At 62.7% G+C, this 24,093-nt stretch carries 19 protein-coding genes; 5 read left to right on the top strand and 14 right to left on the bottom strand.

Features of this window, described 5'->3' with window-relative positions:
- Nucleotides 1-20: 20 nt before the first annotated feature.
- Both ATC00_RS21255 and ATC00_RS21250 read right to left on the bottom strand, forming a co-directional pair.
- Nucleotides 21-764 carry an SDR family oxidoreductase gene (locus ATC00_RS21255; protein WP_064254284.1) on the bottom strand — a complete coding sequence of 248 codons (744 nt, stop codon included), beginning with the start codon at nucleotides 762-764 and terminating at the stop codon, nucleotides 21-23.
- The gene (locus ATC00_RS21250) at nucleotides 757-1,506 is read right to left on the bottom strand and encodes an SDR family NAD(P)-dependent oxidoreductase (RefSeq protein ID WP_064254283.1); all 750 of its coding nucleotides are present in this window, start codon (nucleotides 1,504-1,506) and stop codon (nucleotides 757-759) included. Before ATC00_RS21250 ends, ATC00_RS21255 begins: the two co-directional genes overlap by 8 nt.
- A 212-nt stretch (nucleotides 1,507-1,718) precedes the next feature.
- Here ATC00_RS21250 and ATC00_RS21245 point away from each other — a divergent pair, with 212 nt between their 5' ends.
- Nucleotides 1,719-2,450 (top strand): FadR/GntR family transcriptional regulator, encoded by a 732-nt coding sequence (locus ATC00_RS21245; protein WP_064254282.1) that lies wholly within the window; start codon nucleotides 1,719-1,721, stop codon nucleotides 2,448-2,450.
- A 138-nt stretch (nucleotides 2,451-2,588) separates the two neighbouring features.
- On the opposite strand, the gene ATC00_RS21240 is transcribed toward ATC00_RS21245, so the two are convergent.
- The 6 genes from ATC00_RS21240 to ATC00_RS21215 are packed head-to-tail and all read right to left on the bottom strand — an operon-like array spanning nucleotide 2,589 to nucleotide 11,274.
- A complete protein-coding gene (locus tag ATC00_RS21240; protein ID WP_064254281.1) occupies nucleotides 2,589-4,274 on the bottom strand; it encodes a thiamine pyrophosphate-binding protein in 1,686 nt (561 codons plus the stop codon).
- A 19-nt stretch (nucleotides 4,275-4,293) separates the two neighbouring features.
- Entirely contained in the window at nucleotides 4,294-5,487 is a 1,194-nt protein-coding gene (locus ATC00_RS21235) for an NAD(P)/FAD-dependent oxidoreductase (protein ID WP_064254280.1), read from the bottom strand.
- On the bottom strand, nucleotides 5,487-6,299 hold the full coding sequence (locus tag ATC00_RS21230; RefSeq protein WP_064254279.1) for an NAD-dependent epimerase/dehydratase family protein: 813 nt from the start codon (nucleotides 6,297-6,299) through the stop codon (nucleotides 5,487-5,489). Before ATC00_RS21230 ends, ATC00_RS21235 begins: the two co-directional genes overlap by 1 nt.
- 15 nt (nucleotides 6,300-6,314) lie before the next feature.
- Complete coding sequence (locus ATC00_RS21225; RefSeq protein WP_064254278.1) at nucleotides 6,315-7,526, bottom strand: pyridoxal phosphate-dependent aminotransferase; 1,212 nt, start codon at nucleotides 7,524-7,526, stop codon at nucleotides 6,315-6,317.
- A complete protein-coding gene (locus ATC00_RS21220; protein ID WP_064254277.1) occupies nucleotides 7,523-9,181 on the bottom strand; it encodes a hydantoinase B/oxoprolinase family protein in 1,659 nt (552 codons plus the stop codon). Before ATC00_RS21220 ends, ATC00_RS21225 begins: the two co-directional genes overlap by 4 nt.
- A gap of 11 nt (nucleotides 9,182-9,192) precedes the next feature.
- A complete protein-coding gene (locus ATC00_RS21215; protein WP_064254276.1) occupies nucleotides 9,193-11,274 on the bottom strand; it encodes a hydantoinase/oxoprolinase family protein in 2,082 nt (693 codons plus the stop codon).
- Between the two features lie 456 nt (nucleotides 11,275-11,730).
- On the opposite strand from ATC00_RS21215, the gene ATC00_RS21210 reads away from it, so the two are divergent.
- From ATC00_RS21210 to ATC00_RS21200, 3 genes are all read left to right on the top strand, one after another.
- On the top strand, nucleotides 11,731-14,229 hold the full coding sequence (locus ATC00_RS21210) for a heavy metal translocating P-type ATPase (RefSeq protein WP_064254275.1): 2,499 nt from the start codon (nucleotides 11,731-11,733) through the stop codon (nucleotides 14,227-14,229).
- Between the two features lie 81 nt (nucleotides 14,230-14,310).
- Nucleotides 14,311-14,793, top strand: a complete 483-nt coding sequence (gene cueR / locus ATC00_RS21205) for a Cu(I)-responsive transcriptional regulator (protein WP_064254274.1) — start codon at nucleotides 14,311-14,313, stop codon at nucleotides 14,791-14,793.
- A 72-nt stretch (nucleotides 14,794-14,865) separates the two neighbouring features.
- Nucleotides 14,866-15,339, top strand: a complete 474-nt coding sequence (locus ATC00_RS21200) for a DUF411 domain-containing protein (protein ID WP_082912475.1) — start codon at nucleotides 14,866-14,868, stop codon at nucleotides 15,337-15,339.
- Nucleotides 15,340-15,354: 15 nt separating this feature from the next.
- On the opposite strand, the gene ATC00_RS21195 is transcribed toward ATC00_RS21200, so the two are convergent.
- From ATC00_RS21195 to ATC00_RS21185, 3 genes are all read right to left on the bottom strand, one after another.
- Complete coding sequence (locus ATC00_RS21195) at nucleotides 15,355-16,104, bottom strand: FkbM family methyltransferase (RefSeq protein WP_064254273.1); 750 nt, start codon at nucleotides 16,102-16,104, stop codon at nucleotides 15,355-15,357.
- Between the two features lie 99 nt (nucleotides 16,105-16,203).
- The gene (locus ATC00_RS21190; protein ID WP_037384613.1) at nucleotides 16,204-16,668 is read right to left on the bottom strand and encodes a cyclic nucleotide-binding domain-containing protein; all 465 of its coding nucleotides are present in this window, start codon (nucleotides 16,666-16,668) and stop codon (nucleotides 16,204-16,206) included.
- A 92-nt stretch (nucleotides 16,669-16,760) separates the two neighbouring features.
- Complete coding sequence (locus ATC00_RS21185) at nucleotides 16,761-19,472, bottom strand: ABC transporter ATP-binding protein (protein ID WP_064254272.1); 2,712 nt, start codon at nucleotides 19,470-19,472, stop codon at nucleotides 16,761-16,763.
- A gap of 306 nt (nucleotides 19,473-19,778) precedes the next feature.
- Between ATC00_RS21185 and ATC00_RS21180 the strand changes: the two genes are divergently transcribed.
- Nucleotides 19,779-20,453 carry a hypothetical protein gene (locus ATC00_RS21180; RefSeq protein WP_064254271.1) on the top strand — a complete coding sequence of 225 codons (675 nt, stop codon included), beginning with the start codon at nucleotides 19,779-19,781 and terminating at the stop codon, nucleotides 20,451-20,453.
- On the opposite strand, the gene ATC00_RS21175 is transcribed toward ATC00_RS21180, so the two are convergent.
- Genes ATC00_RS21175 through ATC00_RS21165 form a run of 3 tightly spaced genes read right to left on the bottom strand, consistent with a single transcriptional unit; the run spans nucleotide 20,431 to nucleotide 24,063 of the window.
- On the bottom strand, nucleotides 20,431-21,612 hold the full coding sequence (locus tag ATC00_RS21175) for a glycosyltransferase family protein (protein WP_064254270.1): 1,182 nt from the start codon (nucleotides 21,610-21,612) through the stop codon (nucleotides 20,431-20,433). The two genes, ATC00_RS21180 and ATC00_RS21175, sit on opposite strands and share 23 nt — an antisense overlap.
- The gene (locus ATC00_RS21170; protein ID WP_064254269.1) at nucleotides 21,594-22,841 is read right to left on the bottom strand and encodes a glycosyltransferase family 4 protein; all 1,248 of its coding nucleotides are present in this window, start codon (nucleotides 22,839-22,841) and stop codon (nucleotides 21,594-21,596) included. The genes ATC00_RS21175 and ATC00_RS21170 overlap by 19 nt, the downstream gene beginning before the upstream one ends.
- A 7-nt stretch (nucleotides 22,842-22,848) precedes the next feature.
- Nucleotides 22,849-24,063 carry a glycosyltransferase family protein gene (locus tag ATC00_RS21165; protein ID WP_064254268.1) on the bottom strand — a complete coding sequence of 405 codons (1,215 nt, stop codon included), beginning with the start codon at nucleotides 24,061-24,063 and terminating at the stop codon, nucleotides 22,849-22,851.
- Nucleotides 24,064-24,093: the final 30 nt, after the last annotated feature.

The raw sequence follows: 24,093 nt of genomic DNA, 5'->3' as shown, positions 1-24,093 counted from the left end.
TGGGCCAGAGAACGGACGGCTCAAGCGGTCACGTGCTTTACCATGGTGCCGCCGCCGCTTGCCTGGTCGGTCGGGAAGACTTCGACACGGGCGACATCGACAAATACCGGCAAATCGATGACATCGCTGATGATGCGGGCGATATTTTCCGGCTGAATCGAGCGGTATCCGTCGTACATCATGGCCTTTGCCTGACCATCCGGGATCGAGGTCCGATAGAGAGACGTCTCCACGCGGCCCGGAACGATTTCGCTGACGCGGACGGAAGTCCCTAAAAGGTCGCAACGCAGGTTGTCGCAGAAGAGACTTAGCCCCGCCTTCGACGGCCCGTACGCCCCCATGTTCGGATAGGCCGCCCGCCCGCCGCTGGAGCCGATGTAAATCAGATGCCCGCGCTTGCGCGCGACCATGCCGGGCAGGAAGACGCGCGTTAGGTGCATCGGCGCCTTGAGATTGACGTCGATCATCGCATCGATCTCGGAAGGCTCGATCTCGTGGAACGCGGAGCGGCTGGAAAGAATGCCGGCGTTGTTGACGAGGATATCGACCTCCACATCCCTTAGCGCCTCGGCGATCGCGGCCGTGTCGCGCACGTCGGCCTGTACCGGAACAGCGCCGCGCCCTTCTGCCAGTTCCGCAAGCAGGCTTTCGTTGCGGCCGACCGCGTAAACCGTCAAGCCGCGCTGCCGCAGAGCTGAAACCGTCGATTTCCCAATGCCGCTCGTCGCCCCGGTGACGACTGCCACGCGATAGGTGTCAAACATAGATGTATCCCCCGCTGACGACGACATTCTCACCGGTCGCATAGGTGTTGCGGCTGGACGCCATCATGACGATCCATTCGGCCATCTCGACGGGCTCGGCAGCGCGGCCAAGGGCGCTCGCCTTGGCCAATTCCGGCAGGAAGCCGAGTTCTTTCGCGCGGTCGGTCGCAAAGCCCGCCGGCGCCACCGAATTCACAAGGATCTGGTCCTTGGCGCATTCCTGGGCGAAGGACTTCGTGAGGCTGACAACCGCCGCCTTGGTCGCGGCATAATGGGCATTCTGCGGATGGGCCTTGAAGGCATCGACGGAGGTGACGTTGACGATGCGTCCTGTCACTTCCGGCGCGTTCACGAACTGGCGCATGTGCAGCACCGCCGCCACCATCATATGGTAGGTGCCCTTTACGTTGATGGCGTTCTCCAGGTCCCAGTCGTCATCGGTGATTTCCAGGATCGGCTTGCGCGGATAGATCGCTGCGCTGTTGACGAGAGCATGGATACGGCCGAGCTTGCCGGCAACCGTCTCGAAGCCTCTGTGAGCCGTTTCAGCGCGAGAAATATCAGCAACCGCTATCGCCACGTCCGCGCCGAGTGCTTCCAGCTCCGCCGCCGCGGAGGCGAGCAGGGCCTCGTTCCGGTCGATAAGCCCGATCTTCGCCGCTCCATGCGCGATCATCAGTTTCGCAGTGGTGAGACCGAGGCCCGAAGCTCCCCCCACAATGACAATGGACTGGGCTTTCACGACGAGTCTCCCAAGTTGCGCGATTGTATGTTATCACTTATATGCTAAGAAGGCATGAGATCAAGCGGATTTTGTCGTCCCATGACCATCCATCCAAGTTGAGGATTTCTCATCCGTTGCGGGCAATTGATGCATAGAACACGCGTAATTTCGCAGGTTTGGTGGCACGATATGTGATATGTGCCATTTGGGTTCTCAGTCGGAGCGATCAGGTGTCGATTATCACGCAACGCGGCAATTTGGCGGAAATCGTCGTTACAAAGCTCACTGAGCGCATCGACTCCGGGCTCTATGCTCCCGGCGCGAAAATTCCCTCCAGCGCCCAGCTATGTGAGGAATTCGGTGTTTCCCGAACCGTCATTCGCGAGGCCTTGACTTCTCTGAAGGTGGCAGGACGCGTAACCGCCCGGCAAGGCGCCGGCGTTTATGTAACCGACAAGGACGCCAAGACGCTCAACTATGAAATCAGCCGCGTCGAGGACATTCGCTCGGCCATGCAGATCCTCGAATTGCGGCTTGGCGTCGAGTTGCAATCCGTCGCTCTGGCGGCAGCCAGACGCACCCCGGAAGCTCTCGCGGAGATTGCCCGCGCCTTTGATAAATTGGAAACTCTTGAAACGGACGATGTGGAAGTCGAAGCGCGCGCGGATTTCGACTTTCATTTGGCTATCGCCCGCGCCACGCGCAATCCGCATTTTCCGAGCTTCCTCGAAGCCGTGATGGAAAGCATCAACTTCGAATTGGTGCTGAAACATCGCCAGTCGTCGCGCGCCTACAGTGGCTATTTGAAGAAAATCAACAAGGAACATGCTGCCATTCTCGCAGCGATTACGCAGGGCGACGTGAAAGCCGCAAAGCAGGCGCTCGCCGTCCATCTCGAGGAGAGCCTCAACAGGTACCGGCTAATGCTGGATGAGCCCGAAACTGTGGCGATGGCGAACTGATCCAGTTCCAAAGCTCTCGTCGCGCAGCTGCGAGCAACTCACGGCAACTGGTCAACACTGCCGCAGACGGCAATCGCCTGCCACGCCGCGCTGGTGGATGCCCCCGTTGCCCATCCGCCCGGCGGCAACGGTATCTTGTTATCTTCCCTGCGCGATCGCCTGTTCACGGATCTGCGTCAGGCTCATCTTCGGGGTCAACGCTTCCGGATCAACGCGGATTTCGATCAGCGCCGGCTTACCGGCGGCTTCGCAGCGCTGGAAGGCCGGTGCGAACTCCTCGGTCCTCTCCACCGTTTCGCCATGCAACCCGTAGGAGCGGGCGAGTGCGGCGAAATCCGGGTTCGTCAGGCGCGTGCCGGAGACGCGTCCGGGGTAATTGCGCTCTTGATGCATGCGGATCGTGCCGTACATGCCGTTGTTGATGACCAGGAAGATGACGCGGGCATCATACTGCATGGCGGTCGCCAGTTCCTGGCCGTTCATCAGAAAGCAGCCGTCACCGGCGAGGGCCACCACGGTCCGGTCCGGCGCCGTGATCTTGGCGGCGATCGCCGCCGGCACGCCATAGCCCATCGAGCCGTTGGTCGGGCCGAGCTGGGTGCGGAACGTCCGATACTGATAGAAACGATGCGCCCAGGCGGAATAGTTGCCGGCGCCGGTCGTCAGGATCGCGTCGGCCGGTAGATGGCCGCGCAGCCATTCCATGACGTCGCCCATCTGCACCGGACCGGGGATTTGCGGGTGCTCGAGATTGGCGAGGTAGTCGGCATGCGCGCAACGTGTCCATTGCGTCCAGGCGGGCGAAGCGGCAGGTCTCAGCTTCGCCGCCTGCGACAGGAAGCCCGCGACGCTGGCATTGATCGGCAGGGTCGCATGGTAAACGCGACCGAGCTCCTCGGCGCCCGGATGGATGTGGACCAGCATCTGCTTCGGAACCGGAATGTCGATGAGCGTATAGGCACCGGTCGTCATTTCGCCGAGACGCGCGCCGATGGAGATCAAGAGATCACAGTCCTTGATGTGCTGGATCAGCTTCGGGCCCGCGGCCAGGCCAAGGTCGCCGGCATAGTTCGGATGCCTGTTGTCGAAGAGGTCCTGGCACCGGAAGGAGGCTGCAACGGGGAGATCAAAATTTTCGGAAAACGCCTTCAGGTCCGCGACCGCCTGCTGCGTCCAGCCGCCACCACCGGCGACGACGATCGGGCGCTTCGCTTCCGCAAGCAGGCTGATGAGCTCGTTGAGCTGCGGCTCGCCCGCATACATTTCCACCCGCTTGTTGGGCGGCGTATCGGCAACCGCCACCTCGTCGGTCAGCATGTCTTCCGGTAGAGCAATGACGACCGGGCCCGGCCGGCCGTTGACGGCGCGATGGAAGGCCTGGCTGACGAGTTCAGGGATACGAGCCGCATCCTCGATTTCCACGACCCATTTCGCCATCTGGCCAAACATGCGGCGATAGTCGATCTCCTGAAAGGCCTCGCGCTCCATCTGGTCGCGCGCCACCTGGCCGATGAACAGGATCATCGGCGTCGAATCCTGGAAGGCGGTGTGCACGCCGACCGAGGCATTGGTGGCGCCCGGCCCGCGGGTGACGAAGCAGATGCCCGGCTTGCCTGTCAGCTTGCCATAGGCTTCCGCCATATAGGCCGCCCCACCTTCCTGCCGGCAGATGACGAATTCGATCGCGTCTTCCGCATCGTGGAAGGCGTCGAGCACCGCGAGATAGCTTTCGCCCGGCACGCCGAACGCACGTTCGACGCCATGGATCCGCAGCGCGTCGACCAGCACCTGGCCGCCGCTGCGCGTCTTGATTTCGTTTTTCATGAAGTTTCCTGCCTTTCGGTCAGATGACGGCGTCTTCGAGGAACGGACGGTTCGCCGCCACGCGCTCATAGCCGAAGGGCGAAAGATCCACCGTCCGGAAGCCGCCATAGGTGATCAGTTCCGAAAGGCCGCGCCCCATCGCCGGCGACTGCTGCAGCCCGTGGCCGGAAAAGCCGTTGGCGAAAAGGAAGTTCTTTACCTCGGTATGCGGACCGAGGATCACGTTGTGGTCGAGCGTGCAGTAATCATAATGACCGGCCCAGCTATTGACGACCTTGATCGCCTCGAAGGCGGGCACGCGGTTTGCCAGCGTCGGCCAGATCTCCTCCTCGAACTCCTCATGCATCACCTCGAAATCGTTCGGATCCACTTCCGGGTCGTGCTTGGGATAGGTCCCCATCAGATAGAACTTGCCTTCCGGGCGGAAGAAGACCCCGGTGGGGTCAATGGTGAGCCCCACCCTGCCTTCGAGCGGCGTGCGGCAATCGACGACGAAGAGCGAGCGCCGGCGCGGCTCGACGGGAATGTCGAGACCGGCCATGCGGGCGACGTGTCTGCCATTGGTGCCGGAGGTGTTGACCATCGTCCCGCAGCCGATCGTCTGGCCGCCCTTTGTCGTCACGGAGACGACTTGGTCGCCCCGGCGGTTGACCGCGACGAGCTCGTCTTCGATGTATTCGACGCCGAGCGAACGGGCCTTCTTGCGGAAACCCTGCATCAGGCCAACGCTGTCGAACCAGCCTTCGCCGCGCTCGCCCGTGCTGCCCAGCGTCAACCCATCGACGTTCAGCCAGGGGAAGCGTTTGGCCAGCTTCTCCGGATCAAGCAGCGACACGTCCGCTCCACAGGCGACCTGCGTTTCATGATTGCGGCGCAGAACCTCGGCGCCGCGCTCGTCGCCCGCGAGGAAGAGATAGCCGTTCTCGTGAAAGCCGATCTCCGGCGTATCCTCGTCGACGGCGACGTTTTCCTTAAAATTGCGGATGAATTCTGTGCCGAACTGGGAGACCTTGACGTTGATGGCATTCGAGAACTGATGCCGGATCGAACTGGACGAGAGCGCCGTCGCGCATCGTTGATAGGTCCAATCCTTTTCGATCACCAGGACGGAACCGGTGAAGTCCGGATTGGTCGCCAGAAAATAGGCGGTCGAACTGCCGACGACGGCACCCCCGACGATGACGACGTCATAGGAGGTCCTGGAAGCCTGCATCACTTGTTCTCGTCTTCGAAGTGGCCGGCCGCGCAGAAACTGCCGCCCTGGAAGCGTACGGCCGGATCGTTCGGATCACCTTGCTTGGTCTTGGCGAAGACCTTCTCCGCATAGTCATCAGCACTGTCCTCCGGCTTGTAGCCGAGAGAAGCGGCGGTGCGGTTGTCCCAAAAGGCGCGGCTGTTGTTGGACATGCCATAGGCGATCATGAAGCCGACGCGTTCGGCCGACAGGCTCTTTTCAACGAGCTGGCGGCAATCGCGGTAGGATAGCCAGGTGATCAGGTGCCGGCGGTCGGTCGGCTCCGGAAAGGACGAGCCGATGCGCAGGCTCACCGTTTCGATACCGAATTTGTCGAAATAATAGCGGGCGAGGTTCTCGACGAAGGTCTTCGACACGCCGTAGAGACTGTCGGGCCGGGTCGGCACGTTGCCGTCGATCGTCTCGGTGCGCTCGTAGAAGCCGATGGCATGAACGGAGCTCGCATAGACGATGCGCTTGACGCCATGCTGGCGGGCCGCCTCGTAAATGTTGTAGCTGCCGACGATATTGGCGTCGAGGATGGTCTTCCACGGCGCCTCGAGCCCCTGTCCGCCCATATGGACGATGGCGTCGCAGCCTTCCACCGCGTTGGAAACGGCGTCGAAGTCCGACAGGTCGGCGGGAAAGTCCTCTTCATGCGGTTCCAGGTTCTGGCAGGCCTGTCGGGCCGAGAGCCGAACGATCTTGCCAAGCCTGGTACCGGATTTGCGAAGCTGCGTTCCAAGAGCGCCGGCGGCGCCGGTGAGAAGCGTGCGCTGATAATCGGTCACGAGATTTGATCCTGATTAGCGGAGTTTGGCCAGCGCATCGGCGGTCCGCTCGATGGCCATGGCGAGGTTCTCGCGCGAGGTTGCGAAGGAAAGGCGGATATAGGGCTCGACACCGAAAGCAGCACCCGGAACCGTCGCAATCTTGCCTTCTGTCAGCAGGTAGGAGGCGAGTGCCGTGTCATTCTCGATCTTTCTCCCATCCGGCGCGGTCTTGCCGATATAGGCGGCGCATTTCGGGAACAGATAGAACGCGCCTTCGGGGGCGCGCACCTCGAGGCCGGGAATTGCGCTGAAGCCTTGCGTCACCAGTTCACCGCGCGCCTTGTATTCCGCGACCGCCTTGGCAACGAAATCCTGCGGGCCGTTAAGGGCAGCCGCGGCAGCGGCCTGCGTGATCGACGACGGACAGGTGGTGCTCTGCGACTGGAGCTTGTTCAAGACCTTCGTCAGCCCCTTCGGCCCTGCCGCATAGCCGAGCCGCCAGCCGGTCATCGCATAGGCCTTGGAAACGCCGTTGATGCTCAGCGTCCTGTCCTTAAGCTCAGGGCAGGCATTGGCAAACGACGTGAAGGGCACATCGCCGCAGACAATATGCTCGTAGATCTCGTCCGACATGATCGCAACGTGAGGATGCCGGGCCAGCACCTCGCCGAGCGCTTTGAGCTCGTCCGCGGTGTAGATCGCGCCCGTGGGATTGGACGGAGAATTGAACAGGAACCAGCGGGTCTTGGGCGTGATCGCGGCTTCCAGCCGTTCCGGGGTGATCTTGAAGGCGTCCTCGACGCCGCAAGCGACGATCTTGGGCGTTCCGCCATGGAGAATGACGATATCCGTATAGGACACCCAGTAGGGCGCCGGCACGATCACCTCGTCGCCCGGTTCAAGGGTGCCGAGAAAGGCGTTGAAGAGTATCTGCTTGGCGCCGTTGCCGATCGAGATCTCGTCCATGGCATAGTCGAGGCCGTTCTCGCGCTTGAACTTGGCGACGATCGCCTCGCGCAGTTCCGGCAGGCCGTCCGGCGCCGTGTAGCGGGTGAACCCGCGCTTCATCGCATCGACCGCCGCCTCGACGACATGTGCCGGCGTGTCGAAATCCGGCTCGCCGAGAGAGAGGTCGACCACATGCTCGCCCCTGGCCCGCATCGCCTTAGCGGCAAGAGATACGGCCATGGACGGCGAGGACTTGATGGTCGCGGCCCGGCTGCTTTCGAATGTCATCACATTCATGCCTTCTCTCCTGCCTTGCTGTAGAGCGTCGCCTGGTCTTCGGTGATGTAGCCGTGCCTGACGTCATGGGCGACCGCCTCGGCCGGACGCTCGGCCGGATCGCCGTAGCCGCCTCCGCCGGGCAGCGCGAGCACCAGCCGCCTTCCCTTGGGGACGAATTGCAGGCCCTTGCCCTTCAGCACCGTTCCATCGTCGAGCGTCACGGAACCGGCAGCCCCGTCCCTGCCCCCGTCGCGGCCGCGCGCCGGATGACCGAGACGATCGAACATGGCGGAGAAGCGGAAAGAATAGCCCTCTGCCGCCTCGATCTCGATCATCTGGCCGAGGCCGCCGCGCTGTGCACCGGCACCGCCGGACCCCTCGCGCAACTCCTTGCGCCAGACGGTGACCGGACCGACATTCTCCGTCGCCTCGATCGGCATCGTGTGGACGCCGCTCGGGAAAGCCGTTGCGTTCAGCCCGTCGAGTGACGCGCGCGCCCCCGACCCGCCGGAGTTGAACATCAGTATCTCCGCCCCCTTGCCGCCGATCTCATCGGAGATGGGCCGCACGCTCATATGCAGATTCCAGAGCGCGCTCGCACCTTCGGCCGGCACCTGACCCGGCAGCGCCTGATGAAGCGCGCCCAGCACGAGATCCGGCACGAAATGGCCGAGCACGTGGCGCACGGCAACCGGGGCCGGGCGCTTGGCGTTGAGGATGCAGCCTTCCGGCGCAACGACGTCGAAGGGCGCAAGCGAGGCGGCGTTGTTCGGGATTTCCGGGGCAACAACGCATTTGATGCCGTAGCAGGCATAGGCCTTCGCATAGACAAGCGGCACGTTGATGCCGAACTTGCTCATCCCGGACGTGCCGTCGAAATCGACCAGGACGCCCTCGGGACCGATCGTCAGTTTGGCGGCAAGGTGCACCGGTTCGTCGTAGCCATCGAGATCGAGGCTGTACTCCCAGGAGCCGTGCGGCAGCTCCTTCAACCGATCGAGCGTGGCTTCTCGGCTGTTCTTCAGGATGAAGCCGCCGATCATCGACAGGTCCTCGAGATTGAACTCCGTCAGCATGTCGATGAGGCGGCGGTGGCCGGTCTCGTTGCAGGCGGCGAGCGCGTGAAAGTCGCCGACCACCTTGTCGCTTTCGCGCACATTGTTGCGCACGATCTCGATCAGGGTGCGATTGAGTTCACCCCGCTCGAAGAACTTCATGATCGGGATGAAGATGCCTTCCTCGTAGACCTCGCGCGCATCCGGCCCGAAGCCACGCCCGCCGACATCGACGACATGGGCGGTCGAGGCGAAATAGCCGACCAGCTTGCCGTGATGGAAGGAAGGCGTGACGACGGTGATGTCGTGCAGGTGGCCGGTGCCCTTCCATGGATCGTTGGTAATGTAGACGTCGCCTTCGAAGATGCTTTCCGGGCCGATGTCGCGAATGAAGTGCGCGACGGACTCCGCCATGGCGTTGACGTGGCCCGGCGTGCCGGTGACGGCCTGCGCCAGCATGTGGCCCTCAAGGTCGAACACGCCGGCCGAAAGGTCGCCTGCCTCTCGGACGGATGTCGAGAAGGCTGTGCGGATCAGCGTCTGCGCCTGCTCCTCGACGACGGAAATCAGGCGGTTCCACATGACCTGCATATGGATATCGATCATCGACTGGTTCATGGGTTCGATCCTCAAAGCCGGGTGACGAGGAGGCAGCCGTCGTTCTGGACGACGGCCTTGAAGGAAGAAGTGATGACCGTGGAGGTCTCGCGCTCGACAATGACGGCCGGACCTCTGACGACGTCGCCGGGCTTCAGGCTCGTCCGTTCATGAATGCCGGCCTCGAGATAGGTCCCTTGAGCCGCCTCAAACAGCCTGCGCGTCTTGGTCGGCGCAATCACCTCGCCTTCGGCAACGGCGGCAACGCGAGCAACCGGCGGCAGCGGCGAACTTGCCTTGACCGACCAGCTGACGATCTCGATCTCGAGGCCCTCGATGGCGCGGCCGAAGAAGCGTTCGTATTCGGCCTCGAACAGCGCCGCGATCGTCTTGGCGCTGTCGCCGTCGAAGGGGGCGGACTGCAGCGGAACGGGAATGTCCCAGCCCTGGCCGGCGTAACGCATGAACAGCGTGCGTTCGACTATGGGCGCGCCCGCGTCGAGGCCGCCGTCGACGAAGCCGCCGGCCTCGGCCAGCATCGCTTCCAGGAGCCGGTTCGCCGCCGCGTGATCGAAGTTCGACAGGTTGAAGACGGCGCTGCGCACGGATTCGTAGCCGAACGGCGCCTTGAGGAAACCGATCGCCGAGCCGACGCCGGCACCGGGCGGGACGAGGAATGTGGAAATCCCCATCTTCTCGCAAAGACGCGCCGCATGCAGCGGTCCGGCGCCGCCGAAGGTGATCATCGTGAAGTCGGCGATGTTCTTGCCGTTCTCGACCGTATGGACGCGGCCGGCATTGGCCATGTTCTCGTCCACCATCTCGCAGGTGCCGTAGGCGGCAGCTTCCGGATCGAGCGCGAGAACCGAGCCGATATCGTCGCTCATCGCCTTGCGGCTCGCATCGATGGAGAGCGGGATGGCGCCGCCCGCAAAGTTCTCCGGATCGAGCTTGCCGAGGATCAGGTCGGCATCCGTCACGGTCGGGTTCTTGCCGCCGCGCTGGTAGCAGGCCGGGCCCGGCTCTGAAGCGGCGGAGTGCGGTCCGACACGGATCTGACGCATGCCGTCGACGCTGGCGATCGAACCGCCGCCCGCACCGATCTCGACCATCTCGACCACCGGAATCGAGATCGGCATGCCGGAACCCTTGCGGAAGCGGTAGGTGCGGGCGACCTCGAAGGTTTTGGCCGTCTTCGGCACCTGGTTCTCGATCAGGCAGATCTTGGCGGTGGTGCCGCCCATGTCGAAGGAGAGCACTGTGTCGAGACCATGACGCCGGGCAATGTCTGCCGCGAAGATCGCCCCGCCCGCGGGACCGGATTCCACCAACCGCACCGGGAACTCCGACGCGCTTTCCACCGAGACGATGCCGCCGCCCGAATGGATCATGAAGACCGGGCAGCCGACGCCGATCTCCTGCAGCGACACCACGAGCCGGTCGAGATAGGACTTGATCGCCGGCTTCACATAGGCATTGGCGCAGACCGTGTTGAAGCGCTCGAACTCGCGCATCTGCGGGGAAACTTCGGAGGAAATCGAGACGGAGACATGCGGCAGACGCCTGAGGATTGCGTCGCGCACCGCAACCTCATGCGCGCCGTTGGCATAGGCATGGATGAAGCCAATGGCGACACTTTCATAACCGCCGTCCGAGATCTTCTCGATGACTGCCGCGACGGATGCATCGTTCAGCGACAGAAGAACTTTGCCGGCCGCATTCATCCTCTCGCGCACGACGAAACGATCTGCGCGGGCAATCAGCGCGGGCGGCAGCGAGATGTTCAGATCGTATTGCTCGAAGCGGTTCTCCGTGCGCATTTCCAGCACATCGCGAAACCCTTCCGTCGTCACCAGTGCCGTCTTGGCTCCGCGCCGCTCGATCAGCGCATTTGTGGCGAGCGTGGTGCCGTGAATGAGAATGCCGATCTCCGACAGAGCAATCCCTGCCATTTCAGCAACGGCCTTTACACCCTTCAAGATCGCCCGCTCGGGCGCCGTGTAGTCGGTCAGCACCTTGGTGGAGTGAAGAATCCCGTCCAGATCGAGGGCGATGTCCGTAAACGTGCCGCCAATATCGACGCCAACCCGGCAATTTGAAGGGCTGTTTTTCACCGCTTATTCCCCCGGTTTCTTCACCCGTCCGCATAGGCAAAACGGCAAGATTAACTTGATGCCTTTAGTATGCACTTATCATATAAGTGTCAACCTCGGTGGCATTGACGATTTGATCCTGAGAGCTCGCGCAGGCGTGTTCGGGCAGCGCTTGAGATCGGAGATATGGCACTGGGAGACCGGGTGGCTGCCTATGAACAAACCTTGATCGAAGACGCGTTGACGCGCTGCGGCGCCACGCGAAAAGCAGCGGATCTCCTTCAGACTCCGCAGCGGACACTGAACGAAAAAATCAACCGGCTGGGGCTAAGGGCGCACTTGAAGCTCACACGGCCCTTTGATCACCGGCAGCGATCGATGATCCCCGAATTTTTTCCGAAACGTGCATGTCGGCCTTGACCTTCCCATCGTTGGAAGGCCCATCCTCAGGGACAGATATGATCAAGGAACATAAGCATGGGATCCCTGAACGCCGCCGGAACGAGGCATGTGGAAAGCACGCAAAACGTCAGCCTTTCCGTGGAGGGCATGAACTGCGTCTCCTGCGTCGCGCGCGTCGAGAAGGCGATTAGGACCGTGCCGGGGGTGGTTTCCGCCTCCGTCAACCTGGCAACGGAGCGCGCCGACATTCGCTTCGATGAGACGGCGAAACCATCCGAGATTATCAAGGCGATCGAGAATCTCGGTTACGAAGCGGTTGAAGATGCGCTTGAGCTCGACATCGAGGGGATGAGTTGCGCCTCCTGCGTGGGGCGCGTCGAGAAGGCGCTGAGGGCCGTCCCCGGCGTCGTCGAGGCGAATGTCAATCTTGCCAGCGAGAGGGCCTCGATCCGGCTGGTCAGGGGGCTCGCCTCCACCGAACTGCTGGTGGAGGCGGTTCGCGGCGTCGGTTACGAGGCACGTCAACGCGGCAGTGATCAGGATATCGACCGCGAGGGAGAAAAGCGCAACCAGGAACTGAGACGGCTGCAGTGGGACTTCGTGGCGGCCGCGCTTCTGACGCTTCCGGTCTTCGTCCTCGAAATGGGGTCGCACTTCGTTCAGCCGATCCATGATTTGGTGATGAGCCGCATCGGCATGGCGGAGAGCCGATACCTGCAGTTCGCTCTGGCGACGATCGTTCTCTTCGGCCCCGGCCTCCGCTTCTTCGCGAAGGGAGTGCCTGCGCTGTTGCGCGCCGCACCCGACATGAACTCGCTGGTGGCGATCGGAACGGCAGCCGCCTGGGGCTATTCGCTCGTCGCCACCTTTGCGCCCGGGCTTCTGCCGGCTGGTACCGCCAATGTCTACTACGAAGCGGCAGCTGTCATCGTCACGCTGATCCTGCTCGGACGGCTGCTCGAAGCGCGCGCCAAAGGCCGCACATCGGAGGCGATCAAGCACCTGATGAGCCTGCAGCCGAAGACGGCGCGCGTCCGGCGCGACGGCGAGTCGCTGGAAATCCCGGTTGCCGAATTGCGCGCCGGCGACATGGTGATGGTGCGGCCCGGCGAGAAGGTGGCCGTCGACGGCGTGGTCGTCGACGGCCAATCCTATATCGACGAATCGATGATCACCGGCGAGCCCGTGCCGGTGGAAAAGACGAAGGGGTCGGATGTCGTCGGTGGCACGATCAACAAGACCGGTGCCTTCACCTTCCGTGCCACCAAGGTCGGTGCCGAAACCGTTCTTGCGCAGATCATCCGGATGGTCGAGCAGGCGCAAGGCGCGAAATTGCCGATCCAGACGCTCGTCGATCGCGTCACCGGCTGGTTCGTGCCGGCCGTAATGGCGGTCGCCGTGGTGACTTTCCTCACCTGGCTCGTTTTCGTACCAAACCCGGCCCTCACCTTCGCTCTGGTCAACGGTGTTGCGGTGCTGATCATCGCCTGCCCCTGTGCCATGGGTCTCGCGACGCCGACTTCGATCATGGTCGGCACCGGCCGGGCCGCCGAGATGGGCGTGCTTTTTCGCAAGGGTGAAGCATTGCAGAGCTTGCGCAATGCCGCGGTCATCGCCATCGACAAGACCGGCACCCTGACCGAGGGGCGGCCGCGGCTGACCGATCTCGAGACCACACCCGGCTTCGAGCGCAACGCCGTCCTGGTTTTGATCGCCGCCGCCGAAGCACGCTCCGAACACCCGATCGCCGAAGCGATCGTTGCCGCGGCCCGGGCCACCGGCCTTGAATTGGCCGAGCCTGAAAAGTTCGAAGCCATTCCCGGTTTCGGCACCCGAGCCGAGGTTGCCGGAAAGGACGTCCACATTGGCGCCGACAGGCTGATGGCGCGGCTCGGCCTCGACGTCTCGCCGTTTGCCTCGGAGGCCGCCCGGCTCGCGGACGAAGGCAAGAGTCCGCTCTATGCGGCAATCGACGGCAGGCTCGCCGCCATCGTCGCGGTTGCCGATCCGCTGAAGGAGACGACGCCGCAGGCGATTCGGGCGCTGCATGACCTCGGCCTGAAGATCGCAATGGTCACCGGCGACAATCGCCGGACGGCCGAGGCGATCGCCCGTCGACTCGGCATCGACGAGGTGCTCGCCGAGGTGTTGCCGGACGGCAAGGCCGCGGCGGTCAAGCGCCTGCAGGCGGAAGGCCGCAAAGTCGCCTTCGTCGGCGACGGGATCAACGACGCGCCGGCGCTTGCCGCCGCCGATGTCGGGATCGCGATCGGCACCGGTACCGATGTCGCAATCGAGAGCGCAGACGTGGTGCTGATGTCCGGCGATCTCGTCGGCGTGCCGAATGCGATCGCCCTTTCGAAGGCGACGATCCGCAACATCAAGCAGAACCTGTTCTGGGCCTTCGCCTATAACGTGGTGCTCATTCCGGTGGCCGCCGGGGCGCTCTATCCCGGCTATGGCGTCCTGCTCTCGCCGGTCTTTGCCGCCGGAGCAATGGCACTTTCCAGCGTCTTCGTGGTCGGCAATGCCCTGCGCCTCAAGGGATTCCGGACTCCGGAGCGGCAGGCGTGAACGGCAGCGGTCCTCATTGGCGTTCGCGCCGGCGAATTCCTATATTTCGGCTTACCTGCCGAATGTCGAAAGGGTGACGATATGAACATCGGCGATCTCGCACGCGCCTCGGGCGTTTCGGCGAAGATGGTCCGCTACTATGAGAAGATCGGCCTCATTCCGCCGGCCGACAGGACTCTTTCCGGCTATCGCAACTACGGCGACAACGACGTCCACACGCTGCGGTTCATCCGGCGGGCCCGCGACCTCGGCTTCACCGTCGAGCAGATGGCGGATCTTCTGGCACTTTGGCGCGATCGCTCGCGCGCCAGCAGCGAGGTGAAAAAGATTGCGCTCGATCAAGTCGCGCTACTGGAGCGCAAGGCGGAGGAACTGAAGGCGATGAGCCTGACGTTGAAACACCTTGCGGCCCATTGCCACGGCGACGCGCGACCGGACTGCCCGATTATCGACGATCTTGCCGATGCGGATAGCGGACCGGGGAAGCTGCTTGAGCCGGCGCGTTTCGGTCGTGGCGGCGTTGAGCCAGTGCGCGTGCGGCGATCTGGTGAATCGACACGCTGACCGCCTCGGCGTCTAATTTCATGGTCGGCGGCGGCGCGCCGGAACGAACAGCGCCAGGGAAGGAGTGATCCCATGACAATCCGACGCAGAGAATTCCTGGCCGGCACACTGGCGGGCGCGTTTCTCTTTTTGCTCCGGTCCCCGATCGCGCTTGCAAGCCCCGGGCGCATGGTGATCTACAAGGACCCGCTCTGCGGCTGCTGCGAAAGCTGGACTGCCGCCATGAGGGCAGCGGGCCTCGTGGTCGAAGTCCACAATGAAAGCGACATGACCGCGATCAAGCGGCGCTTTGCCGTTCCGCCGGACATGGAGGCTTGTCACACGGCCGTGCTCGACGGCTATTTGATCGAGGGGCACGTGCCACTCGAGGCGCTCAGAAAATTGCTCGCGGAGCGCCCGGACATTGCGGGTCTCGCAGTGCCCGGCATGCCCGCGGGGTCGCTCGGCATGGGCGACGATCCGCAAGCCGCCTATGAAGTCTATGCCTTCAGCAGGATACCAGGCGCGGCGCCGACCATCTTCCATAGCGTCCGACCGGCAATCTGACACGCCGTCCCTTACTCACTTGGGAAGGAAGAGCAGGTCGAAGCCTTTGAGTTCGCGCCGCGCGATCGACTTGCGTAATGCCGTAAAGATTGCCGACCTGTTCTCCAGGCGAAATCCGCGAAAGCTGCGAACCAAACGCACCGTCGCGGCCATGGTCCGGATGGCTCGCAACACCGCAGGACCGGAGAGCGAGGCAGCCAGGATCTGCGGATGCACCGCCAGAAGCACCCCCGCCGTTCGCTCGCGGTCAATCGCCCGGAATTGGTCGGGCGCCTTGTATTCGTAACCTTCGATGTCGATCTTGAAGCAGAGGCGCTCGGTCTTCGCCATCGCCTGGAGCTTCTCGATCGTGATCGTTTCGGCAGTGATCGCCATGCCGGTCTCGTCGGCGATCAGCGCCGACGTCTCCGAACTGCCGAAGCCGCCGCCGACGGAATTGAGCACCAGGCGCTCGTCTTGCGAGAGCGCGGCGTTGACGAGTTCCACCTCGCCGGCATTGCCGGCCTTCATCTCAGTCAGGATGCCGAAGCACACCGGATCGGGCTCGACGACGATGACATTGTTGGCGATCTGCGCCGCCCAATAGGGGGTGACGCCGATCCAGCCGCCGATGTCGATGAAGGTGGTTTTTTCGTCGACCAGGCGCGCGATGTTCTGGAAGGTGCCAGGTTCCCATTGACCAGCCTGGAGGCGGGCGAAAAAGCGTTTCTTTTCCGGCTTGTCGGGGAAGTGAACGGTCTTTTCGAAATAGGTTATGGCGCGCATGGCGCCTCTCTACTGCATGATTCCGGAAATCGGAACCGGAATAAATCCGCAAGGCCGCACAACCTGTCGGCGGACCAACTTCGGAAATACCTGGGAAACCTATGCCTCGGCCCGTTGAGCGCGGCTACGGGCTTCGGTGAGCTCGGAAGTGGTCTGGCTGAGGCGGTCGGCGAGCACACGCATGATCTCCACCGCCATTTCCGGAAAATCGGCCAGCAGCTTCAGGAAATCGTCCTTGCGAATGCGCAGGGCTTCGAGCGGGGTGGTCGTCTGGATAGTAGCGGTACGCGGCGTGTTGCAGAGGATGGCGATCTCGCCGACGATCGAATTCTGCTCCACCTCGGCGACCTTCAACTGCCCCGTCTGCGTCGAAACCAAGACGTCGGCCTTGCCGGAGAGAATGACATAGGCCGCGTCGCCGATATCTCCTTGGTGGAACAGGTTTTCGCCGGCGCTGTACATCACCCGATCGGAGGTGAAAGCGAGAAGCTTGAGTTTCGCAGGTGGCAGGCCGGAAAAAAGCGTAATCCGGCGCAACATTTCCACTTCGTCTTTCAGGAGCATATCAGTCCGCTTCTCCTAATGTGTCGCGGGCGCGAGGCGTCCGTTCCCGACCGGCCGGGAAATTACGCCTGCCACCCTATGCTAATATTACATCAAGACGCCAGTTCCTTATAGTCGCTGTCTTTTGACGGCGCTTCCACAGTTTCCTCGTGCACCAACCGGCCATTTTCGAAATGCACGACGCGATCGAAGAGTTCCGATAGGGCCGGATTGGAAAGCACCCACACGATCGCCGGGTCGCGCTTCTCGTCGTGCAGGAAGGCGAACACGTTGCGGGTGATCTGGTCCTGGGTGCGCTGGTCGAGCGCCAGCAGCGGCTGGTTGATGATATAGAAATCCGAAAGCCGGATCAGGCTGCGTGCCAGATTGAGCTTCTGCCGCTGGCCGGCGGTCAGCCGCTTGCCGCCGGCGCCGACATCGAAATCGAGACCGAAGGCCAGCACCTTGTTGTAGAGGCCGAGCGCTTCGAAGAGATCGCGGACGATCGCCCTGATCTTGTCCGACCCGTCCGTGTGCTTATGGCCGATACGGCCGAAAAGCACGTTGTCGAGAATGGTGGCCGAGGCCATGTATCGGTTCGGCTGATAGTGCTCGATAATACCGACGAGATCGGCAGGCAGACCGTCGCTGAATTCCCGCCGTGACTCGACGATCTTTTGCATCAGCTCCTCGGTCAAAAGGCCGAAGCGATGCCGCGGCTCGATATAGCCGAAGCATAGCCGGATGATCCGGATCGCGTCCTCCTCCGAGACCTCCTCGAGCGGACGGCCTCTCACCTTCTGCAGAAGTGCTTCATAGCCCGGGATTTCGTCGCTGGTCATGAAGGTCAGTTGCTGGAAGAACGGATGATCCGGCGGCAGGTCGCGGAACAGTTCGACGACGTTCTCGGCGATTTCCAGCCCCATCTCGTAGAAGGTCTCGTGCAGACCCGCCCGCTTCAGCACCGTCTTGAAGAACGGATGGTTCTCGAGCGCCTCCTCCCACCGAGCTCGGTCCGTCACCGTGCCGAAGAGCAGGTTCTCGCCGACGGTCGCCTCGATATTGTAGGAGCCCGGCTCGAAGAAGACGACGAGATCGCTGAGCTTCTCGGCCTCGAGACGCCGGCGGAGTGCTGCGCGCATCTCGACGATTTCTTGCGTAAATGCCTCGTGTTCGACGGAATTGATCGTCGAGCGGACGGCAAGCGCGGAAATGTCATTCGTCAGTAGCACCACGTCCAGCACGGCTCTGATCTTGCCGAAAAGATCCTCCGGCCCCGTGGCTCCGGCCGCTCCGTAGTCGATCCAGTCGCTGTTGAGGTCGAGCGAGGGATTTCCGGCGAGCTTCGCTTCGAGCAGTTCCCACCGGCGATGGGCCGCCTTGTCGCCCTCGTAGACAACCTCGGTCAGCGGGGCGTGCTTGAGGCCGTAGAGCAGATTGTCGCCGAGACTGCCCTGGAACGCATAGACCTCGGAGGAAGCATAGGAAATCCGCCGTCCGATCACCGCTTCCGGCAACTCGTGGATATCATCCTCGCCGACGACGATTCTGCCGCTTGCGGGCCAGGCCAGGCGGCCAAGCGCCTCGGCCAGAGCCTCTCCGCCGCCGCCGGTGCCGCCTGTTACGGCCACCGTCTCGCCCGGGCGCACCTGAAAGGAGACATGCTCGATCAGCTTGGCGCCGCCGTCATCGGCAAGAGTGAGATTGACGGCAGCAAGCGCGCCGGAGAGCACCGGAGGCGATGCAACGGAAACCTCCTGCACCTTCGGGTCGATCAAAGGTTCGACGCTGAACTGTTCGACGACCTGGGTGTATTTGACCTGCACGTCCTGGCGCGCCTGGTCCCAATCGATCAGTTCCTTCAGCGGTCCCGGCAGGTCCTTGTAGGCACCGATCACCGCGACCAGCTGGCCGATGTCGAGGCGCCCCTGCAGGGCGAAGTAGCCGCCGATCGAATAGAACAGAAACGGCGTGACCTGGGCGAGGAAGTTGTTCAGGAACTTCACCAGGAACTTCCACTGGTAAAGGTCGTAGCGGATCTTGAAAATCCGGCCGAGGCGAGCGGCAATGTCGGCTCGCTCGTAGTTGGACGTATCATGGCCGCGGATCGTGCCGATGCCATCGACGATTTCGCTGACCCGTCCGGAGAGCTCGCGTGCCGTCAGCTGCCGCTCGCGGCCGAGCACCAGCAGGCGCCGGCGCATGCGCGGAATGATTATCGCCTGGATCGCGACGATGACAAAGGCGATGATGCCGAGCCAGAAGCTCTGGATCAGGATGAAGATCAGCGCCGTCAGCGCCTGGCCGCCGAGCAGCGCAGGCTGCACGAAAGCGTCGCCGGTGAAGCCGCCCATCGGCTCCACTTCATCCTTGATCATCGTCGAGATTTCTGCGGGCTTCACGCGCTTCAGGTGATGCGGCGGGAAGCGCAGCACGCGATCGACGAGCTCGAAACGGATGCGTCTGAGGAGCCGTTCGCCGAGCCGGCCCTTGTAAGTGTTGATGTAGAACTTGAATAGCCCGTTGATGATCACCAGCAGGAGAAAGACGAGACTGAGTGCCAGCAGCGTCCCCTGCCGCCCAAGTTCGATTCCCGAAAACAGATTGACCTCGCCAAAATACGGCAGGCTGAAGGAAATCGGCAGGAAGAGCTGGGTCGCTCCGGGCGTCTCGAAGCCCTGTCCCTGGATCGGCCCGTTGACGATCTGCTTCGGCAGGTCGAAAGACATGAAATAGGGGATCATCGACAGCGCCACGATCAGGAGGATCCAGAGCTGCGACTTTCGGGTATGGGTCCAGATGTAGCGGGAAAGACGGGGTTCCATGGGAGGATAATGAGACCTAATCTGAAATTCGGGATCGCAGGGCCGCTCCGGAGGCGGACGCTAGGCGCAAATGGTTTCTCTCCACCAGATCTTCAATGGTTCGTCTCTTCCACGAACTCGGTGACTGCCTGCCATGAGAGCAGAGGCATGCTCCATGTCAAGTGCCCGGAGATCCGAGCAAACTTCTTCTGCCGGATATCGATCTGTCCTGTCGTTCCGGCGCGACTCCGCTCTTTCGGCAAACCCATCAGTCGCGGTGTTCTTGCGCGCCTTGCGCTTGCCGCACCCTGAGCTTACAACAGCCGCATGACGCATGCCAGCCACTCCCCCCGCACATCCGACGATTGGCACGAAAACGGTTATGACCTCGCGCGGGGCCTCGCCGCATACTCCGGCAGCACGCTGGTCGCCGGCATAGCGAAGGTCATTGCGAAGCATCCCGAAGCGAATATCGCCAATGCCTTCAACCACAAGCAGGTTCTCTGCAAGCTCTGGGCACGCGATGAGCTCTTGACGAGTGCCGGTTCCGACTATGGCAGGATCGTTGTTCTCGGCGGCTGGTACGGTATTCTGCCGGCCATGCTGCTGGAGGATCGGCGCTTCACGATCGCTGCGATCGACAGCTTCGACATTGATCCGGCGGTCGAGCAGGTGGCGCTGACGCTGAATGCCGGTTTCGGCGACCGGTTTCGCGCCGTCACGGCGGACATGTATCAGATCGACTATCGCGGCCTGGATGCCGATCTCGTCATCAACACGAGTTGCGAGCACATCGCCGATCTTGGCGCATGGCTCGGCCTCCTCCCCTCCGGCACCCGTGTGCTGCTGCAGTCGAACGACTATTTCAGCGAGCCGACCCACATCAACTGCGTTTCCTCGCTCGAGGAATTTCAGGCCAAGGCCGGCCTTTCCCGGGTCGATTTCGCCGGCGCGTTGCCGATGAAGAAATATACCCGCTTCATGCTGATCGGGACGGTGTGACGCCTTCCGGCCGCTTCAGACGCTCCTCGATAATTGTCGCCGTATTGTCGGCCCCGTCGAGATCGATCGGCGGGATATCGGGTTTCGAGCGCGCAAGCGATGTTTGCACCCGGCGGGCGAGTTCCTGAGCCGTGATTCCTTCCTCGGGCAAAACGGTGGCGAGACCGAGCCTCTCCAACCTCGTTGCCCGCGTGCTCTGCTCGGTTTCGCCGCCGGCGGTAAAGGGAATGAGCAGCGAGTTGCATCCGGCCCGCAATATGTCACAGACGGTGTTGTAACCGGCCTGTGAGACCGAAAGGCGCGCGCCGCCGAGGAGGCTTGCGAAATCCTGCCGGAAACGAAATAGGCTGGCGTTTTCCGGTGCCGCGGCGGCGAGTTCGTCGAAGTCCGGCTGCGGCAGATTTGGGCCGGTTACCAGGCACCAGCGGAGCTCTTGCGGCAAGAGCCCAGCCGCCCCGAGTGCAGCACCGATCAGTTCCTTGCCGACGGCCCCGCCGCCCGCGGAAACCAGGATGTCGAAGATCTCGGCGGGCTCGTCCGGCGGTGGCGGAGCGACTAGGCCGGTATAGGCGACCCGCTCGGCGATCTCGCCTGCAAGCGGAAAGGTCTCCTCGAGCCGCGCGAAAGCCGGGTCGCCGTGGACGAGCACGAGGTCGAAATGCTTCTTCACCAGTTCGACCGTCTCTTCGGCCCGGCCTGGCTTCGTCCGCTCCTGCAGAATGTCGCGCAGCGAAGTCGCGACCAGCGGGCGGCGGTCCATCGCCTCGATCGCGTCGAGTAGCGGCAGGAGCTCGAAGCGCATCTGTCGTCGGCCGAACGGAAACGCCTCGATGATGACGATGTCCGGCTCCGCGCGGCGGAGTGCATCCAGGAGCAGCTCCTTGCGACGCTCCTGGAACGCGGCCGTAACCGGATTGCCCTCCTCGTCGATGAGGCCGGAAAAACCCTTGTCGCCCGCCGTCACCGGCGGCAGGACAACTGTTCTCATGTCCTCTCCGGGAAAGCCTGGAACGGGCAAGCCGCCGGTCACCATTGTCACGTCGAAGCCGCGCTTGAGCAGCGCCTTCGCAACGCGGCTCGCCCTTGCCATATGCCCGATACCGAGCAGGTGCTGCACATAGAAAAAAACGCGCCGCTTGCTCAAGGGGCCCTTCTCCATTCGCTTTCGAAAAGATCGCTCAACTGGCTGACGCTGGAGTGATGGTCGAACTCGGCCCGCACGCGCCTTTCCGCCGCAGCGCCAAGTCTTCGGCGCGAAACTGGATCGCGGATGAGCCGCTCGAGCGCGGCGGCGAGGGCGCGCGGATCCTCGGGCGGCACGACAAGGCCATTCTGGTCATCCTCAAGCAGTTCCGGAATGCCGGATACCCGCGTCGAAACGCAGGCAAGCCGCTGGCTCGACGCCTCGACCAGCACGTTCGGCAAGCCGTCGCGATCACCGTCGGCCGCAACCCGGCAGGCAAGTGCAAATATGTCGCTCTCGCGGTAGCGAGCGAGCACGTCCTTCTGATCGAGCGCGCCGTGCCACGCCACGCGAGGGGCAAGGCCGAGTTGGTCGGCGAGCCCCCGCAGATCCTTAGTCAGATCGCCTGCCCCTATATGGTCGAAACGCCAATTGAGATCGGCAGGCAACAGCGACAGCGCCTTGAGGAGAATGTCGTAGCCCTTCTTGGCCACGGCCCGCCCGACACTGACGATGCACACCGGATCGCCGGGATCGGATCCGTCGCGGCTGGAGTGATCGCCCTCGAAGCTTGGGAAGCGATCGAGGTCAAGGCCGTGATAGCTGAGATGCACCCGGGATCTCTCGACCGCCAGGCTCTTCAAGTGCTCGAAGCCGTTGCGCGTGCAAGTCACCGTCCAGCGGGCGCGCGCGAGCTTCTCCGACAGCTCCCAGTCCGAAGAGGTCCAGATGTCCTTGGCATGCGCCGAGCAGGTCCAGGGAACGCCGGCCATGATGCTGGCGTAGGCGGTCACGGAGGCGGGCGTATGGATAAAATGTGCATGCAGCCAACGCGCCCCGGCCGGCCATTCGGCGAAGAGCACCAGCGCCTGGCCGAAGCGGCGGAAGCGGTTGCGCGTCCAGTCCCGGCGGAGATCGCGTGTGAAGGGAGGGAGTGCCCGCCAGAAGCCGCCCTTCGGCAGCGACTTCAACAGCGCGCGAAACACCCGCCAGGGTTCCTCATGCAGATACTCCGGGAGATAGAACACCTTAGCCCGGATCTCGTCATGCACGGGATGGCGCTTCGCGTCCGTCGGCCGCCTGAGCGCGACGAGCACGAGATCGTGCCCCGCCCTTTCGAGGCCCAACAGTTCCTGGGCAATGAAGGTCTCTGAAAGGCGTGGGTAGCCCTTCAGGATAACGGCGATCTTACGAGTTTCGGGCACGGATATTTCAGCTTGTCTGCTTGACGACGCTCAGATGTTCTTTCGATCTGCGATCGAGCCAGTCTCCGACGATCCCGGAGATATGGACAAGGCCCTCGAGCCTCAGGTCGTTCCTGTTGCTGGAGGGAGCCGCACGCTGCGGCAGGGCCTTGAGCGCCGCGGCGAAGCGCAGCGGGTCCTCCGCCTCGTGGGGCAGCAACATCTCGACCAGGCCGAGTTCGGAGGCGCGCCGCGCCCGGATCAATTGCTCCTCTCGCGGCTGCAGGCGCGGCACGATCAACGCCGGCTTGTCGAAGGAGAGTATCTCGCAATAGGTGTTGTAGCCGCCCATCGAGACCACGGCTCGGGCGCCGGCGACCAGTTCCTCCATGCGGTTGTCGAACTCGATGATCTTGATGAAAGGGATACGACCGCCTTTCCGGATCAGCTTGTTGCGCTGCTTGGCGGGCATGTAGGGGCCGAGGACGACAAGCGCATTGTGCGTGAGGTTCGGATCCTGCTGGTAGGCGTGGATGACGTTGTGGATGAGCTCGGCGCCGTCGCCGCCACCCCCGGTGGTCACCAGAATATAGTCGCCCTCCGGCCGATGGTCGGGCAACCCGTCATGCGGAACGCTCCTCTGCAGGAAGCCTACGAAATTCATGCGGTCGCGCACCGCCGCCGGCACGTCGATTCCGACCAGCGGGTCATAGAAATCCGGCGGGCCGTAGACCCAGATCGAGTCGTAGAACTGCTCGATCTTGCGCATGGTGTCGCGGCGCTTCCACTCTTCCTCGAGCAGATGCGGCGCATCCATGATTTCGCGAAGGCCAAGAACCAAGCGGGTCCCATGCGTCTTCAGATAGGTCAAGGTGTCCTCGACCTCGCCGCGCAGCCCCATCGGCTCCTTGTCGACGATGAAGATGTCCGGCTTGAAGGTCTCGGCGGTCGAGCGAATGATCGACTGGCGCATTTTCAGCGTCTCGTGCAGGTCGATATGGCGGTCGAGCGACGTGTATTCGCCATTCCTCAGCTTGATGACGCTGGGGATCTTCACGAAGTCGACGCGGGCCCGATAGTCGAAGGCGCCGGCGATGGTTGCCCCGGAAATGATCAGCACCTGCAGGCCGCTGTAGTCCTCGACGAGCGCATGCGCGATCGCGCGACAGCGCCGGAGATGACCGAGGCCGAAGGTATCGTGGCTGTACATGAGAATCCGGGCATCTTCGAAGCGCCGTATCATACGAAGAACCTTTCTCTCACACGTGGAAAC

This window comes from Sinorhizobium americanum (assembly GCF_001651855.1).
Taxonomy (GTDB): domain Bacteria; phylum Pseudomonadota; class Alphaproteobacteria; order Rhizobiales; family Rhizobiaceae; genus Sinorhizobium; species Sinorhizobium americanum.
Note: the sequence above shows the minus strand (reverse complement) of the source record. Positions and strands in the feature narration are given on the sequence as shown.